Origin of the sequence: Pseudomonas sp. SWI36 (assembly GCF_002948105.1) — a bacterium.
GTDB classification, from domain to species: Bacteria; Pseudomonadota; Gammaproteobacteria; order Pseudomonadales; family Pseudomonadaceae; genus Aquipseudomonas; species Aquipseudomonas alloputida.
This window is the reverse complement of sequence record NZ_CP026675.1, coordinates 1-14,960: the sequence shown is the minus strand read 5'-3', so window position 1 is coordinate 14,960 and position 14,960 is coordinate 1. Positions and strand designations below refer to the sequence as shown.

Sequence of the window (14,960 nt, the reverse complement as noted above, 5' to 3'; positions counted from 1 at the left end):
TATGCCGAATCTGTTCAAACAACCTGGCACTTTTTGCCACTCAGCATAGACAGCGAAAACCGCCATGCGCGAAAGCGATTCAGTCGCCGTGTACTTCCTCAACGCCATGCTCCACGCCCTGCGCGACACCCCCGCCGAGCGTGATGCCCAGCTGCGTGCGGTGGGCATCGCCCCGCAGCTGCTCGATCAGCCGCAGGCGCGGGTGCCGGCCAAGGCGTTCGCCCAGCTGTGGCTGGCGTTGATCCAGCGCCTGGACGATGAGTTCTTTGGCCTCGACAGCCATGGCATGCCGCTGGGCAGTTTTGCCCTGATCTGCCGGGGGTTGATCCTCGAGCCAAACCTGGAAAAGGCCTTGCGCCAGTGCATGGGGGGCTTCGGCCTGTTCCTGCGTGACCTGCGTGGCAGCCTGACAGTACGTGGCGGCCGGGCGCTGATCAGCGTGCAGTCGAACATTGCCGACCCCTTGACCCGTGTCTATGCCGAGGAAACCTACCTGGTGCTGATGATCGGCATGCTGTGCTGGCTGGCCGGGCGACGGATTGCCATCGACCGCACGGAGCTCGCGGTGTCGCGCCCGGCCCAGGAGGACGACTTGCTGCTGTGGGGGCCGGACCTGCGCCTGGGCAGCGGACGCACCGAGGTGGAGTTCGACAGCGCTTACCTGCGCCTGCCGGTGGTGCAGGACCGTGCAGCCCTGAAGACCTTTCTGCGCAGTGCACCTCAAGGGCTGGTGATCCGCTTTCGCAATCAGAACGGGCTGGTGGCTGAGGTGTATCGGCACCTGCGGGCATTGCGCTATGGACAGTGGCCGACATTGGCCGCACTGGCGCAGCAACAGGGGATCAGTGCCAGTACCTTTCGCCGGCAGTTGGAGCGGGAGGGGCGTTCGTACCAGCAGATCAAGGATGAAGTGCGCCGGGCCATGGCCTTCGAACGGCTGCGCGACGGTGCGTTGAGCATTGCCGAAATTGCCGAGCAGGCGGGGTTTCAGGAACCGAGTGCGTTCCACCGGGCGTTCAAGAAGTGGACCGGGCAGAGCCCAGGGAGCTACCGGGCGCGGCTGGCCGGCCTGCGTTCTACCTGTAGGAGCGGGCATGCCCGCGAAGAAACCAACGCGGTGGATGGCACCGGCTCTGCCGGTGTTCGCGGGTAAACCCGCTCCTACAGGGCACGCACAGAATTGTAGGAGCGGGCTTGCCCGCGAAGAAATCCAACGCGGTGGATGGCACCGGCTCTGCCGGTGTTCGCGGGTAAACCCGCTCCTACAGGGCACTGGACACAGAATTGTGGGAGCGGGCATGCCCGCGAAGAAACCAACGCGGTGGATGGCACCGGCTCTGCCGGTGTTCGCGGGTAAACCCGCTCCTACAGGGCACAGAATTTGTGGGAGCGGGCTTGCCCGCGAATAGGCCAGCACAGGCCACCCGAAAGGATCAGGCCGGCACCATGGCAAAGCCGACGCCGAACCGGTTCCAGGCATTGATGGTGGCAATTGCCAAGGTCAGGTTGGCCACCTCGCCCGGCTCGAAGTGTTCCTGCAGGGCTTCATATTGCTCTTGCGGCGCACCCCGTTCAGGCAAGCGGGTCAGGCTCTCGACCCAGGCCAGGGCAGCACGTTCACGCGGCGTGAAATAGCTGGTGTCCTGCCACACGCACAAGGTCTGCAGGCGTGCTTCGGTCTCACCCGCCTTGCGCGCATCGTTGGCGTGAAGGTTGACGCAGTAGGCGCAGCCGTTGATCTGCGAAGCGCGCAGGCGTATCAGCTCCAGCAGCGAGTGTTCAAGGCCGCTGTTGGCCAGCGCCTGCTCCAGGCCGACCATGGCTTTGTAGGCTTGCGGCGCGTGTTTGGCCCATTCGATACGGTTGTGCATGGCAGTCTCCAGAAGTGTGGGGTGGACATGGCGCTACTGTAGCGCCGCTCATTGGCCACCCCGATAGCCAATTTTGCGCATAAGCGGGAGGCCAATCGTCCATTCAGGTGGCCACTGACCTGCATCCAATCTCTTCATTTCTGCCAGGCCAGCCGAGCCGGGATAATGGCCAGTTCCTGTTACAAGAGAACCGACTCACAATGAGCGCTGTACTGAACCTGTTGCTGGTGATCCTGCTGGCGTTGAACCTGCGGCCGATCCTGACCAGTATCGGCCCGTTACTCGAACCCATGCGCGCCAGCACCGGCCTGGGTTACCAGCAGGCGGCCTTGCTGACGGCGCTACCGGTGCTGTGCATGGGCCTGGTGCCCCTGTTGCAACCGTGGCTGCGACGCTGGGTCAGCGAGCATGGCGGCATGCTGGGGGGCCTGGCCGCGATTGCCCTGGCCTGCCTGTGGCGCCTGCAGCTGGACAGTGCCTGGGCGCTGATCGCCAGTGCGCTGGTCGCCGGCCTGGGCGTGGCGGTGGTGCAGGGCATGATGCCGGGGCTGGTCAACCGCTGGTTCCCCAGGCGTCTGGCCGGGGCGATGGGGCTGTACTCGGCAGCGCTGATGAGCGGCGGCGGCCTGGCTGCAGTACTCGGGCCACACATCAGCGGCCATTTCGGCTACTGGCAGGCGGGCCTGGGCGTATGGGCGGTCCCGGCCGTGCTGGCGGTGCTGGCCTGGGCCTTGCTGCGGCCAAGGCAGGAGGCGCCGAAGCTGGGAACGGTCACGGGCGGGCACTGGTTCGGCACCCGCCGGGCATGGTTGCTGGCCCTGTACTTCGGCCTGATCAACGGCGGCTACACCAGCATGGTGGCCTGGTTGCCGGCTTACCACATCGAGCATGGCGGCAGCGCTCAGGGCGGTGCCGACCTGGTGGGCCTGATGACCGTCTTCCAGGTGCTCGGTGCGCTCGGCCTGCCGCTGCTGCTGCGACGTTGGGCAGACAGGCGCCCGGGTTTGTGGCTGGCGCTGGCGATCCAGCTGGCGGGCTTCCTGGGGCTTTTGCTGGTACCTGCGGCGGCTTCCGGGCTTTGGGTCGCCATGATCGGCTTTGGCTTGGGTGCCTGCTTCAGCCAGTGCCTGACGTTGACCCTGGAACACCTGAAAACGCCTGCCGAAGCCGGCAGCCTGGCGGCGTTCGTACAGGGTATCGGCTTCATCATCACCGGCATCGTGCCGTATATCACGGGTTGGCTGCGGGATGTCAGTGGCGACTTCCAGGCTTCGTGGACGCTGTTGACCGTGACCGTGATGGCAATGCTGCTGGTGACCGCGTGCTTCAACCCGCGCAGCTATGCGGCGGCTATCGCCCGGCCGGCCGCCACCGGCAAGGCCGCACCGGTCAACTGAGGCGTTGCAGGGTATCGCGTACCCGGTCCAGCGCCGGGTCGATATCCAGCAGTTCGATGGCGCCGAAGCCCATCAATAGCCCCGGCCGTACCGGTGCCTCGCTGAAGAAGGGTGCCAGGGAATACAGGCCTACCTCTACCTTGCGCGCGAGGTTGGCCAACAACTCCACATCCACCCCGGGTTTGGCCAAGGCACTGAGGTGGAAGCCTGCGCTGGCGGGGATGGCGCTGAACCACGGTGCCAGATCGCCGCCCAGGCGCGCCAGGATGCGCTCGCGGCGTGCGCTGTAGACCTCGTGGCAGCGGCGGATGTGCTTGTTCAGGTGGCCTTCGCCAAGGAAGCGCGCCAGCGCCCACTGCAGCAGGGTAGGGCTGTGCCAGTCGCTGAGGTGCTTGGCCACGCAAGCGGCCTGCAGTACGGCAGGCGGTAATACGGCATAGCCCAGGCGCAGCTCGGGCAGCAAGGTCTTGGAAAAGGTCCCGACGTAGGCGACCAGCCCATGTCGGTCCAGACGCTGCAGCGCGTCCGAGGCTGGCCCGTGGTAGCGGAACTCACAGTCGTAGTCGTCTTCGATGATCAGTGCACCCAGCTCGGCGGCCCGCGCAAGCAGGGCATGCCGGCGTGGCTCGCTCATCGGCATGCCCAGCGGGAACTGGTGCGAGGGTGTTACGTAGATCAGCCGGGTGCCGTCGGCGATCTGTTCCACGCACAGGCCCTCATCATCCACCGGCACCGATTGCAGGCGTGCCCCCAGGGCCAGGAACAATTGCCGTGCCGGCGGGTAGCCAGGATCTTCCATGGCCACCTGGCAGCCCGGCTCGACCAGCACCCGGGCGATCAGGTCCAGCGCCTGCTGGGCGCCGTTGCACACCAGCAGGTCGGCTGCGCTGCAGTGCACCCCGCGCGAGTAGGCGATGTGGTGGGCAATGGCTTCGCGCAGTTCCGGCAAGCCCTGGGCCGGGAATTGTCGCTCGGGGTGGCGCTGGCTACGGCGCAGGGCGTAGTTCAGGCAACTGCGCCACTGGTCGAACGGGAACTGTGCCTTGCTCGAAGCACCCCCGACGAAGTCATAGCGCGATGGCGCCTGCAACTGGCGTTGGCTGAGCACGGTGGCGCGCTGCTGCCAGCGCTCGAGTGAGGCGGCGCCGGCCAGGGGTATGGTGGCTGATTCGTTACTGCGCAGCGGATGGCGTGGGGTGACGAATGTGCCACGGCCGACCACGCCGCTGAGCAGGTTATCGTAGGTCAGCCGCGAATAGGCCTCGGCCACAGTCTTGCGCGATACGCCCAGTTGTTCAGCCAGCAGACGGGTAGGCGGCAGTTGGGAGCCGGCGGCCAGGTGGCCGCTATCGATACCGTCGCGCAGTTGCTGGTAAAGCTGATCGGCCAGGCCTTTGCGGCCCTCCAGGCGAATGTGCAGTTCCATGGGCGGGTCCGGAGCGGAGGATTGCTCAGGATAGCGGATTGGCTGCGACTCAGGTGCTTGTCACAGGCTACGAAGAGGCCGAGCCAACCGCTCAGAGCCGAGCGGTGCTGACGGTGATATAGCCTTTTTCTGCCAGGGCAATGCGTATCACGGTTTCATCTTCCGGCGCGTTGCGGTTGCGCTTGATGCGCACGCCTTCAACCGTCGAAGCTTTCATATGCTCTGAAATGGCCCGCCCGTTCGCGTCGAAGAACACCTCGCTGGCCAGCAACTCGATGCGTTCGATCAATTGCCGGGAATGTTCATCGGTGGCGCAGAAGAACATGACCCCCGACAAGTGCGGGTCGTTGTCGGGGTTGGTCATGTCATGGGCCAGCATTTCGCGCAGGCTGCTGCGCAGTTCGGCGATGGGGCGGGCGTACGGGTGCATGCGGAGCCTCCTCTGGATCGCGACCTTGTGTCCTCCAGTGCCGATCATGTTTTCTGTGGGCAGAGGCAGCAAGTAGGGCGCTTCTGAGGGCGGCGTAGGAAACGTCTTAAGATGCTGGGAGGTGGTCGAACCTCAGGGTCTACAAGGCAGCAGCCCCCGCCTTGGCCACCTGGGCATCCTGTTCGGATTTGACGCCGGATACACCAATGGCGCCCACCACCTGGCCTTCCACCCGCAGCGGCACGCCACCTTCAAGGCTGGTCAGCAGGGGGGCGGTCACGAATGCCGTACGGCCGCCATTGACCATCTCTTCATAATCCCGCGTCTCTTTGCGCCCCAGTGCGGCGGTGCGGGCCTTTTCCAGCGCGATGTAGGCACTGGCCGGCGCACAGCCGTCCACGCGTTCCAGGGCCAGCGGGTGGCCGCCGTCGTCGACCACGGCGATGGTCACGCTCCATTGTCGGGCCTGGGCTTCCTGGCGGGCGGCGGTCAGTACGCGGGCGATTTCGGTCTGGCCGATAACGAACTTGCTAAGCATGGGCGGGCTCCGGGTTCAAGGCTGCTTCGACGATTTCGACCCAGTGGCGCACGGGCGTGCGTCCAGCTCCGTCGAGGTGGGCCTGGCAGCCTATGTTGGCTGTGGCAATGAGGTGCGGTTTACCGCTTTCCAGCGCATTCAGACGATTGTCGCGAAGTTGCAGTGACAGTTCTGGCTGGGTCAGCGAATAGGTCCCCGCCGAGCCGCAGCACAGGTGGCCATCGGGCACCGAGGTCAGGGTAAAGCCAAGCCGCGTCAGCAACGCTTCCACCGCGCCGCCCAGTTTCAGGGCGTGCTGCAGGGTGCATGGGCAGTGGAAGGCCAGGCGCTGTTTGGCGCACAAGGCCAATTGTTCGATCGGCTCATCGCGCAGGATTTCCACCAGATCGCGGGACAGGGCGCTGACCCGGGCGGCCTTGGCAGCGTAATGGGGGTCTTTTTCCAGCAGGTGGCCATAGTCGCGGACAAACGCACCGCAGCCGCTGGCGGTCTGCACGATAGCCTCGGCACCCGCTTCGATGGCGGGCCACCAGGCGTCGATATTGCGCCGCGCCCGCTGCAGGCCTTGCTCCTGGGCATTCAGGTGATAGTCCACCGCGCCACAGCATCCGGCCTGCAGGATTGGTTGCACACTGATGCCCAGGCGGTCGAGCAGCCGCGCAGCCGCGGCATTGGTATTGGGTGACAGGGCCGGCTGCACGCAGCCTTCCAGCATCAGTACCCGGCGCGCATGGCGCACTGCCGGACGCTGGCCGGGTGTGGTGACCTGCGCCGGCAACTTGCGTTTGACCGAGGCCGGTAGCAGCGGGCGCAGCGCCTGGCCGCTGCGGGTCAGGGCCTTGAACAGTGCCGGGCGCGGCACCACCGCACGCAGGCCCAGGCGCAACAGGCGCTGGCCGAGTGGGCGTGGCACCTGCTGCTCGACCACTGCGCGGCCGATGTCCAGCAGATCGTGGTACTTCACCCCCGATGGGCAGGTGGTTTCGCAGTTGCGGCAGGTCAGGCAGCGGTCCAGGTGCAATTGGGTGCTGGCGGTGACCGGCTCGCCTTCGAGCATCTGCTTGATCAGGTAGATGCGCCCGCGCGGGCCGTCCAGTTCGTCGCCCAGCAACTGGTAAGTGGGGCAGGTGGCGGTGCAGAAACCGCAATGTACACAAGTGCGCAGGATGCGCTCGGCTTCGTCGGCGCGGGCCAGGCGGCGCGATGTTTCGCTAAGGTTGGCTTGCATGGGCTGGCCTCACAGGTCCGGGTACAGGCGACCAGGGTTGAACACCCCCTGGGGATCGAGCTGCTGCTTGAGGGCGCGGTGATAGCGCATCAGTGCAACCGGCAGCGGCGGGCTGCTGGCTGCACCGGGGGCGTAGCAGGTGGCGTGGCCGCCCACCTTGGCGACCTGGTCGCGAATGGCCTGCGCCGGTGCGCAGGTCTTGAGCCAGCGCTGGGCACCCCCCCAGTCGATCAGTTGCTGGCCGGGCAGGTCCAGCTCGCCGGTGACGGTGGGTACGGACAGGCGCCACAGGGGGGCGGCGTCGGCAAAGAACGCCAGGCGCTGTTCGCGCAGGTCGCTCCAGAAGCGGTTATCGAGCGTGTCGCCCCCCAGCCGCTGGCGTGCCGACTGCACCGACCCTTCGCCGCCTTCCAGGCGCAGGTACAGCGTTTCGCCTTCATGGCAGGCGGCGCTGATCGGCAGCGGTTGCTGGCCCCATTCGGCCAGCTCGGCCAGCGCTTCATTGCGGCCCATCGCCAGGCGCAGGCTCAGGCATAGGCGAGGCCGTGGCAGCACTTTCAGCGAAACCTCGGTCAGCAGCCCCAAGCATCCGAAGCTGCCCGCCATCAGGCGTGACACATCGTAGCCGGCGACGTTCTTCATCACCTCGCCACCAAAGCGCAGCAGCTTGCCGTGGCCGGTGATTACCCGTGTACCCAGTACAAAGTCGCGCACCGACCCGGCCCACGGCCGTCGCGGGCCAGACAACCCGGCCGCAACCATGCCGCCCAAGGTGGCCTCGGGGCCCAGGTGGGGAGGTTCGCAGGGCAGCATCTGGCCGGCCTCGTGCAGGGCTGCCTCGATCTCGCGCAGGGGGGTACCGGCGCGGGCCGTGAGTACCAGCTCGGTGGGGTCGTAGCTGACAATGCCGCGGTGGTTGCGGGTGTCGAGTACTTCGCCGGCCACCGGGTTGCCGAGCATCGCTTTGCTGTTGCTGCCCTGGATACGCAGCGGCGTACCTTCGTTCAGCGCCTGGTTGACCTGCTCCAACAGCGTCTGGCTCATGTCGCGGTCCATGCTCATCAGAAGCGCTCCAGCTCGGGGAAGGGCAGTTGCCCCTGGTGCACGTGCAGGGCGCCGAATTCGGCGCAGCGGTGCAGGGTGGGAATGTTCTTGCCGGGGTTGAGCAGGCCCTGGGGGTCGAAGGCGGCCTTCACCGCGTGGAACAGGGTAATTTCGTCGCTGTTGAACTGCGCGCACATCTGGTTGATCTTCTCGCGCCCCACGCCGTGTTCACCGGTGATGCTGCCGCCCACCTTCACACACAGCTCCAGAATCTTGCCGCCGATCGCTTCGGCACGCGCCAGCTCGCCGGGCAGGTTGGCATCGAACAGGATCAACGGGTGCATGTTGCCGTCGCCGGCATGGAACACGTTGGCCACCCGCAGTCCATACTCTGCGGACAGGTCGCTGATGCCCTTGAGCACCCGTGGTAACTCGCGGCGCGGAATAGTGCCGTCCATGCAGTAGTAGTCCGGGGAGATGCGCCCACGGCCGGGAAGGCGTTCTTGCGCCCGGCCCAGAAGCGAACGCGCTCGGCTTCGTCACAGGCCAGGCGCACCTCGCGGGCCCCGGCTTGCGTCAGCACGGCGGCGACGCGCTCGCAGTCGTCGTGAACATCGGCTTCCACGCCATCCAGTTCGCACAGCAGGATCGCCGCCGCGTCCACCGGGTAGCCGGCATGGATGAAGTCTTCAGCGGCGCGGATCGCCAGGTTGTCCATCATCTCCAGGCCGCCGGGAATGATGCCGGCAGCGATGATGTCGGCGACTGCCCGGCCGGCGTCCTCGACGCTGTCGAAACTGGCCAGTATCACCCGCGCCACCTGGGGCTTGGGCAGCAGTTTGACGGTGACTTCGGTGACGATACCGAGCATGCCTTCGGAGCCGGTGAACAATGCCAGCAGGTCGAAGCCGGGGCTGTCCAACGCATCGCTGCCCAGGCTCAGGCGTTCGCCTCGACCGTAAGGATGTCCACCTTGAGCACATTGTGTACGGTCAGGCCGTACTTGAGGCAGTGCACGCCACCGGCGTTTTCGGCGACATTGCCACCGATTGAGCAGGCAATTTGCGAGGAAGGGTCTGGTGCGTAGTACATGCCATGGGGTGCGGCGGCCTGGGAAATGGCCAGGTTGCGTACGCCCGGCTGCACGCGGGCGTAGCGCCCCTGCGGGTTGACCTCGAGGATACGGTTGAAGCGCGCCATCACCAGCAGGATGCCCTTGGCCAGCGGCAGGGCACCACCGGACAGGCCGGTACCGGCGCCACGCGCAACCACCGGTACGCCGCGCTGGTGGCAAAGCTTCAGCAGCGTCTGCACCTGTTCCAGGCGCTCGGGCAGTACCACCAGCAGTGGCACGGTGCGGTAGGCCGACAGGCCGTCGCATTCGTACGGTTTGAGGTCTTCGTCGCGGTGCAGGATTTCAAGGTCCGGCAGTGCATCGCGCAGCGCCTGCAACAGGGCGGCCAGGTCCACGTTGGGCAGCGCGCCATCGACGCGTTCGTCATACAGGATATTCATTGGCTCACTCGCAACGGTTTTTGTTGTTGTTGGCGAAGCGGTCACCGATGCAGCGTGCGCGTGCTAGCGTTCGGGGTCGAGTGAGATGTTGACTGGTCCTACCAGTTTCTTCGGGCAGTACTGTCTATTCACGGTTCTGTCTGGCTAGATTGGCGCTATAAGTCAAAGTGGTCCTACCAGCAGGAGTGTGCGCAGTGGGTACTGAAGGCAAGGCCAAGGTCGCCGACCAGGTGGCCGAACGGGTCGAGCGGCTTATCGTCGAAGGCGTGCTCAAGGTGGCCAGGCACTGCCGTCGGAGCGGCGGCTGGTGGAAAAGCTTGGCTGTTCACGTTCGGCCTTGCGCGAGGGCCTGCGCGTTCTGCGTGGGCGCGGCATCATCGACACCGAACAGGGGCGGGGTTCGTTCGTCGCCGATCTCACCGGGCAGGCGGGTGCTACGCCTTTGATGCACCTGTTCAGTTCGCAACCGCGCACGCTGTTCGACCTGCTGGAGGTCCGGGCGTTGCTGGAGGCTGAGTCGGCGCGGCTGGCGGCGTTGCGGGCTACCGACGTCGACCGCCTGCTGATCCGCCGGCGCTACGAAGAAATGCTGGCTGCGCACGAGGCTGCGCAGGCGCTCGATGCCCGTGAGCATGCCCGCCGTGACCATGCCTTTCACCGGGCGATCAGTGAGGCGTCGCATAACCCGGTGCTGGTGCATACCCTGCAATCGCTCAGTGACCTGACGTGGCACTGTGTTTGCTTCGGTCAACAACCTGTATTGCCGGCCAGCGCAGAAACGCCAGATTGATCGGCAGCATGCGCGCTTGTATCGCGCGGTCATGGAGCAACTGCCCGAGCAGGCGCAGCGGGCAGCGCGTGAGCATATCAATGGCATACGCGACAGTTGCGGGAGATCGAGCAGGAAGAGCAGCGCCTGGTCAGGGCGACCATGCGTATGGATGGCTGGGGTGAAGCGGCCTGTAGCGGCCTCTCGCGTCTGGGCGCCGCGAGAGGGCCGGTAAAGGTCTACTCAATGGTCAGCCACAGGGTCATCTTGCGACAGGATGGCCCGGCCAGCTCTTCATCATTGGCCTGCAGCCCTGGATGGTCCTTGCGGCCTGTTCAAGCGCCGACTCCACATAGGGCCGCGGATGGCACCGCCGCTGGCGACGAACGCTGAAAGTTCGTCACGGCCGGGATGATCCGTTGTCGTCCTTGAAGGTCGAATACAGCGAAGCGGAGATACCGGCCGAGGTGGCGACGTCGCCCGCATCGACGCGGGCCAGGGCAGCACCGGCAGGCATCAGGAGCAGCAGCGCAGGGCGAGGAGTAGGTGGCGCATGTCGTGTTCTCCAGTAACGTGAAGCACAGGGAATAAACACTCAGTGTCTAGAGGCGGAGGCGTTGGGTAGTTCCTTATCCTGGCTGGAGGGTGTCGGGATAAGGTGCACCTGCCGCTGACGATGTGGCTGAACTGGCGGTTTTCAAGCTGGCGACGGAGCGTGTCATGGATTGACCGCGTCGGGACGCGCGTGATTTGCTTGGGTGGATGGTGCTTCGCGGGCAAATCCGCAGAGGCCCTGCCGATCATTCAAAGGAAACTGAAGGTTCGCCCATGTCGACTACAAGCTGCACTGCTTGCCGAATCCGGTAACGCCTACAAGGCTGCGCTCATGCTTGAACTCACCGGCAGAACTGGCAGCCGGTGTTCGTCGACTTCTTCCATGGCCGACGCGTGAGCAAACCTGCGCGATGAGGTGAACGAGCAGGCGAGGTGCCGGTGATGAACACGCTGGCAAGCGCATCACCAGTCTGCGCTGATCCTCGAATACTTGCCGAACAGACCGGCCAGTTCGGGCCTCGCGATGAAGATGAAAGCGTGAGATCTGGCGCTGGATGCTGTTCGACAACATAAGTTCACCAGCTATTACGCTGCGCTGCGCTTCTGTTCTGCCTGGAACACCCGGCGAAACCGATGTGACGCGGTTCCTGCGCGAGCGTGCCACGGCGGCTTACCGTATTGTCGACGCGCACCTGGCGAAGACGCCATTCATGGTCGGTGGCCGGTTGACCATCGCCGACCTGTCGTTGGCCGGGTATGTGTTCATCCGGAAGACACCGGTATCCGTTGGCAGCGTTCACGCACATCGAGGCCTGGAAAGCCCGTATCCAGGCGCTGCCGGGGTGGAAACACCCGTATGAGCTGATGCGCGCACGGCATCCTGACCCATTCGCGGCTAAAACCGCCACCACCGGGCCCGGCGAAATCATGTGTGTGGCACACCCCGAGTGGGCGCCGCCCGCATACTCCGGCTCAGTGCCCTGCTCGTCCAGCAGATAAGCATCCATCACTTCCCGCACCACCGGCCCTGCCGACCCGGCCTCCAGCCTCACGTTCTCGATCATGACGCCACCACCACACTGGGGTGCTCAGCGGAGCAAAGCCGACAACAGGGCGTTGTCGCGGTGGCGCTCCAGGGTCTTGTTGCGGTTGTAACGCTCACCCTGTTTGATCGCCACCACCTGCGCGTACCAACTCTTGCCGGCGATCCGATACTGCGCGCCTGCTGCTGCGGCGCGGGCAATGGCGCGGGTCGTGCATGACCATCTGCATGCCCTGGCTGACCTGTCCCAGGCATGCTTGTCGTGCAGCACGATGTCGGGCATGGGGTTTGGGTCGATCGGCGTATCGCCACCACGGTCATGGCCAGGTGCGGGCGGTGCCACACGCCCTTGCTTGCCAGCAGCTGGTGGCTGGCCAGCTGCAGGGGGGTGACCTGATGTAACCCTGGCCAATGCCAAGGATCAGCGTCTCGCCCGGGAACCAGCCTGGCGTGTGTGGCGCGCTTCCACTCGGCCGAGGCATCAGCCCGGAGCTTCCTCGAACATGTCCAGCGACACCTTCTGGCCCAGCGAACTCGGCCATGTAGTCGTGCAGGCGGTCGATGCCCAGCTTGTGCGCCAGGTCGTAGAAGTAGGTGTCGTTGGAGCGCATGATGGCGGTGTACATGTCCACCCAGCCGTCGCCGCTGCGGTTCCAGTTGCGGTACTTGTGGTCATAGTTGGGCAGTTCGTAGTAGCCCGGGTCGAACACCCGGCTGCCAGGGGTGATCACCCCGCTGTCGAGGCCAGCGATGGCCACTTCAGGCTTCACGGTCGAGCCGGGCGCATACAGGCGCGCAGGACGGTTGAACAGTGGGGTCGATGGAGGCGCAGCGCGGCATACTGCTTGAAGCTGATGCCTTGACGAACAGTTGGGGAAGCTGGGCTGACCATCGCCCAGTACCCCATTGGCCGGGTCCAATACCACCACCGAGCCACGGCGGTCACCCAGCGCTTTTTCTGCGGCTATCTGCAAATGGGCGTCCAGGGTGAGGACTATATCCTGCCCAGGGTCGGGTCCTTGTGGTTGAGCACGCGCATCACCCGCCCCTGAGCGTTGGTCTCGACCTCTTCGTAGCCCACGTGGCCATGCAGCTGGCTTTCGTAGAAGCGCTCGATGCCGGTTTTGCCAATCGATTGGGTGCCGCGGTACTCAGTGCTGTCGAGCGTCTTGGCTTCTTTCTCGTTGATGCGCCCCACATAGCCCACTGAATGCGCGAAATGCCCGGCCAGTGGGTACTCGCGATGAACTGCGGCTCCACCTCCAGGCCCGGCAGGCGGAACTGGTTCACCGCTACCAGGGCGATCTGCTCCTCGCTCAGGCCCACCATAAGGGTCACGGGCTCGAACGGTTTGCGGCCACGGCGCAGGTCCTTGTCGAACTGCTTACGGTCGTCTTCGGTCAGGCCCAGCACCTGCGTCAGGGTGTCGAGCACCTTGGCCGAGTCGCGCCGGCCCGCTCCCGGGTCATGTCAGGTCGAAGCTGGGCTTGTTGTCGGCCAGTACCACGCCGTTGCGGTCGTAGATCAGCCCGCGTTCGGGGCGATGGGCAGCACGTGCACGCGGTTGTTTTCCGACACGGCCGTTTGTTGGTCGTGCTGCAGCACTTGCAGCACATAGAGCCGGCCTACCAGGACAGCACACAGGCCGAACACCATGGCAGCGCAGGCCAGAAGCCGACGGTTGACCAGGTGCTTTTCCTTTTCGTGGTCCTTTAGTGGGATGGGTTGCGGCATCTGTGAATCGATCCTGAGGGGTGGCAATACGCGCGATCGGGCCGCGGATGCTACGCAACCCGTACTGCCCCCTCAAGACGAGCCCCGGCTGCCCGCTGGCTGGCATCGGCTGTTGTGCCCCATGATCAGGGCGCTGAGGGGGAATATGAAGATTTGTTCATTGCGGAGTCATAATGGCGAGTCAGGGGTGGTTTTTGATGATTTGTGGATCCACAATCGATTCTGTTCGGTAACCGAAATCAAGTTTCGTTGGTTGTAATTTATAAGCTATTGAATTTATTATAAAAAATTGCTTTTTGCTAGCGATGAACTGAAATTGCTCGCGCCTGATTGATAGGCAGTGGTTTCGTCACGTTGTCTGTGGATCCATTATCTGGTTGATTAGCGTCTGACAACGGCCGGAGCCCTCCTGCCGTATGCGATAACAATTACAAAAAGGGTCCAGTCATGAATGGCTATCCAGCGGCACTGAACCGTCAGGGTTCCTCCCGTTGCGCCTGCGCGTGCGCATCGTTCCTCTCGCCTTTGGCCAAGCCTGGCCGGCAGGTGACCCATGAATACCGATCTCAAGCAACGTCTGGACAACGACCCGATGGGTCGCTTTCAGTGCCTGGCCATTGGTATTTGCATCATCCTCAACATGATCGATGGCTTCGACGTGCTGGTCATGGCCTTCACCGCTGCCTCGGTGTCTGCCGAGTGGAACCTGAACGGGGCGCAGGTAGGGCTTCTGCTCAGTGCCGGCTTGTTCGGTATGGCGGCCGGGTCACTGTTTATCGCGCCGTGGGCTGACCGTTTTGGCCGACGCCCGCTGATCCTGCTGTGCCTGGCGCTGTCCGGTATCGGCATGCTGCTCTCTGAGCCAGCCCGTTGGCTGGCTGCTGGCTGTGGCCTGACGGGCTGGGCATCGGTGGCATCCTGGCCAGCAGCAATGTGATTGCCAGAATGCCAGCAAACGGCGCGGCTTGGCGGTGTGCAGTCCACTGGCTATGCGCTGGGTGCGACCCTGGGCGGTTTGCTGGCGGTATGGCTGCTGGGCATTGGGGCTGGCGCTCGGTATTTCTGTTTGGCGGCATCGTCACCGTACTGGTGATCCCGCTGGTACTGCTGTGGTTGCCAGAGTCGCTGGACTTTCTGCTGGCACGCGCCGGCCGGCCAATGCTCTGGCCCGGGTCAACCGCCTGGCCGTGCGCCTCGGCCAGCCGGCATTGGCGCAACTGCCGGCTGTTTGCCGCAAGGGCAGAGGGTGCCAAAACCGGGTTCAGGCAGCTGCTGGCGCCGGCCATGCGTCGCACCACGCTGGTGATCTGGTTGCTGTTCTTCCTGGTCATGTTCGGCTTCTACTTCGTGATGAGCTGGACGCCGAAACTGTTGGTGGCCGCCGGCTTGTCGGCCCAGCAAGGCATCACCG

The 14,960-nt window shown here is 64.6% G+C and carries 14 protein-coding genes and 5 pseudogenes; 6 read left to right on the top strand and 13 right to left on the bottom strand.

From position 1 onward, the window contains the following. Positions 1–64: 64 nt before the first annotated feature. Positions 65–1,153 (top strand): AraC family transcriptional regulator, encoded by a 1,089-nt coding sequence (locus C4Q27_RS00080; RefSeq protein WP_104886204.1) that lies wholly within the window; start codon positions 65–67, stop codon positions 1,151–1,153. A gap of 280 nt (positions 1,154–1,433) precedes the next feature. On the opposite strand, the gene C4Q27_RS00070 is transcribed toward C4Q27_RS00080, so the two are convergent. After that, positions 1,434–1,871 (bottom strand): carboxymuconolactone decarboxylase family protein, encoded by a 438-nt coding sequence (locus C4Q27_RS00070; protein WP_064493037.1) that lies wholly within the window; start codon positions 1,869–1,871, stop codon positions 1,434–1,436. A 200-nt stretch (positions 1,872–2,071) separates the two neighbouring features. On the opposite strand from C4Q27_RS00070, the gene C4Q27_RS00065 reads away from it, so the two are divergent. Further along, complete coding sequence (locus C4Q27_RS00065; RefSeq protein ID WP_104886202.1) at positions 2,072–3,268, top strand: CynX/NimT family MFS transporter; 1,197 nt, start codon at positions 2,072–2,074, stop codon at positions 3,266–3,268. On the opposite strand, the gene C4Q27_RS00060 is transcribed toward C4Q27_RS00065, so the two are convergent. The 6 genes and pseudogenes from C4Q27_RS00060 to glcD all read right to left on the bottom strand — a co-directional run bounded on the left by C4Q27_RS00060 (position 3,261) and on the right by glcD (position 9,449). Further along, on the bottom strand, positions 3,261–4,694 hold the full coding sequence (locus tag C4Q27_RS00060; protein ID WP_104886201.1) for a PLP-dependent aminotransferase family protein: 1,434 nt from the start codon (positions 4,692–4,694) through the stop codon (positions 3,261–3,263). The two genes, C4Q27_RS00065 and C4Q27_RS00060, sit on opposite strands and share 8 nt — an antisense overlap. A gap of 91 nt (positions 4,695–4,785) precedes the next feature. Then, the gene (locus tag C4Q27_RS00055; RefSeq protein WP_012051955.1) at positions 4,786–5,124 is read right to left on the bottom strand and encodes a hypothetical protein; all 339 of its coding nucleotides are present in this window, start codon (positions 5,122–5,124) and stop codon (positions 4,786–4,788) included. Between the two features lie 139 nt (positions 5,125–5,263). Beyond that, positions 5,264–5,662, bottom strand: coding sequence for a heme-binding protein (locus C4Q27_RS00050; RefSeq protein ID WP_064493040.1), 399 nt, complete (start codon positions 5,660–5,662; stop codon positions 5,264–5,266). Beyond that, on the bottom strand, positions 5,655–6,890 hold the full coding sequence (gene glcF / locus C4Q27_RS00045) for a glycolate oxidase subunit GlcF (protein ID WP_104886200.1): 1,236 nt from the start codon (positions 6,888–6,890) through the stop codon (positions 5,655–5,657). Before glcF ends, C4Q27_RS00050 begins: the two co-directional genes overlap by 8 nt. Before the next feature lie 9 nt (positions 6,891–6,899). Next, positions 6,900–7,952 carry a glycolate oxidase subunit GlcE gene (glcE, locus tag C4Q27_RS00040; protein ID WP_104886199.1) on the bottom strand — a complete coding sequence of 351 codons (1,053 nt, stop codon included), beginning with the start codon at positions 7,950–7,952 and terminating at the stop codon, positions 6,900–6,902. Further along, a pseudogene (gene glcD, locus C4Q27_RS00035) lies at positions 7,952–9,449 on the bottom strand (glycolate oxidase subunit GlcD). The gene glcE and the pseudogene glcD overlap by 1 nt, the downstream one beginning before the upstream one ends. Before the next feature lie 194 nt (positions 9,450–9,643). On the opposite strand from glcD, the pseudogene glcC reads away from it, so the two are divergent. Further along, positions 9,644–10,401: pseudogene (gene glcC, locus C4Q27_RS29565) on the top strand (transcriptional regulator GlcC); the annotation flags it as partial. 60 nt (positions 10,402–10,461) lie between these two features. Here glcC and C4Q27_RS00025 read toward each other — a convergent pair. Then, positions 10,462–10,773: pseudogene (locus C4Q27_RS00025) on the bottom strand (DUF2388 domain-containing protein). A gap of 287 nt (positions 10,774–11,060) precedes the next feature. Here C4Q27_RS00025 and C4Q27_RS00020 point away from each other — a divergent pair. Beyond that, positions 11,061–11,640: pseudogene (locus tag C4Q27_RS00020) on the top strand (glutathione S-transferase family protein); the annotation flags it as partial. Between the two features lie 221 nt (positions 11,641–11,861). Here the strand turns inward: C4Q27_RS00020 and C4Q27_RS29560 are convergent. From C4Q27_RS29560 to C4Q27_RS29540, 5 genes are all read right to left on the bottom strand, one after another. Continuing rightward, positions 11,862–12,158 (bottom strand): hypothetical protein, encoded by a 297-nt coding sequence (locus C4Q27_RS29560; RefSeq protein ID WP_256599913.1) that lies wholly within the window; start codon positions 12,156–12,158, stop codon positions 11,862–11,864. Beyond that, a complete protein-coding gene (locus C4Q27_RS29555) occupies positions 12,133–12,789 on the bottom strand; it encodes a penicillin-binding transpeptidase domain-containing protein (RefSeq protein ID WP_256599912.1) in 657 nt (218 codons plus the stop codon). The genes C4Q27_RS29560 and C4Q27_RS29555 overlap by 26 nt, the downstream gene beginning before the upstream one ends. A gap of 20 nt (positions 12,790–12,809) precedes the next feature. Further along, on the bottom strand, positions 12,810–13,013 hold the full coding sequence (locus tag C4Q27_RS29550; protein WP_256599911.1) for a hypothetical protein: 204 nt from the start codon (positions 13,011–13,013) through the stop codon (positions 12,810–12,812). A 267-nt stretch (positions 13,014–13,280) separates the two neighbouring features. After that, on the bottom strand, positions 13,281–13,340 hold the full coding sequence (locus C4Q27_RS29545; RefSeq protein ID WP_256600132.1) for a hypothetical protein: 60 nt from the start codon (positions 13,338–13,340) through the stop codon (positions 13,281–13,283). Further along, positions 13,340–13,549, bottom strand: coding sequence for a hypothetical protein (locus C4Q27_RS29540; protein WP_256600137.1), 210 nt, complete (start codon positions 13,547–13,549; stop codon positions 13,340–13,342). Before C4Q27_RS29540 ends, C4Q27_RS29545 begins: the two co-directional genes overlap by 1 nt. Positions 13,550–14,102: 553 nt before the next feature. Between C4Q27_RS29540 and C4Q27_RS29915 the strand changes: the two genes are divergently transcribed. Both C4Q27_RS29915 and C4Q27_RS29910 read left to right on the top strand, forming a co-directional pair. Then, positions 14,103–14,486, top strand: coding sequence for an MFS transporter (locus tag C4Q27_RS29915; RefSeq protein ID WP_371919361.1), 384 nt, complete (start codon positions 14,103–14,105; stop codon positions 14,484–14,486). Between the two features lie 8 nt (positions 14,487–14,494). After that, positions 14,495–14,881, top strand: a pseudogene (locus C4Q27_RS29910) (MFS transporter); the annotation flags it as partial. Between the last annotated feature and the right edge of the window lie 79 nt (positions 14,882–14,960).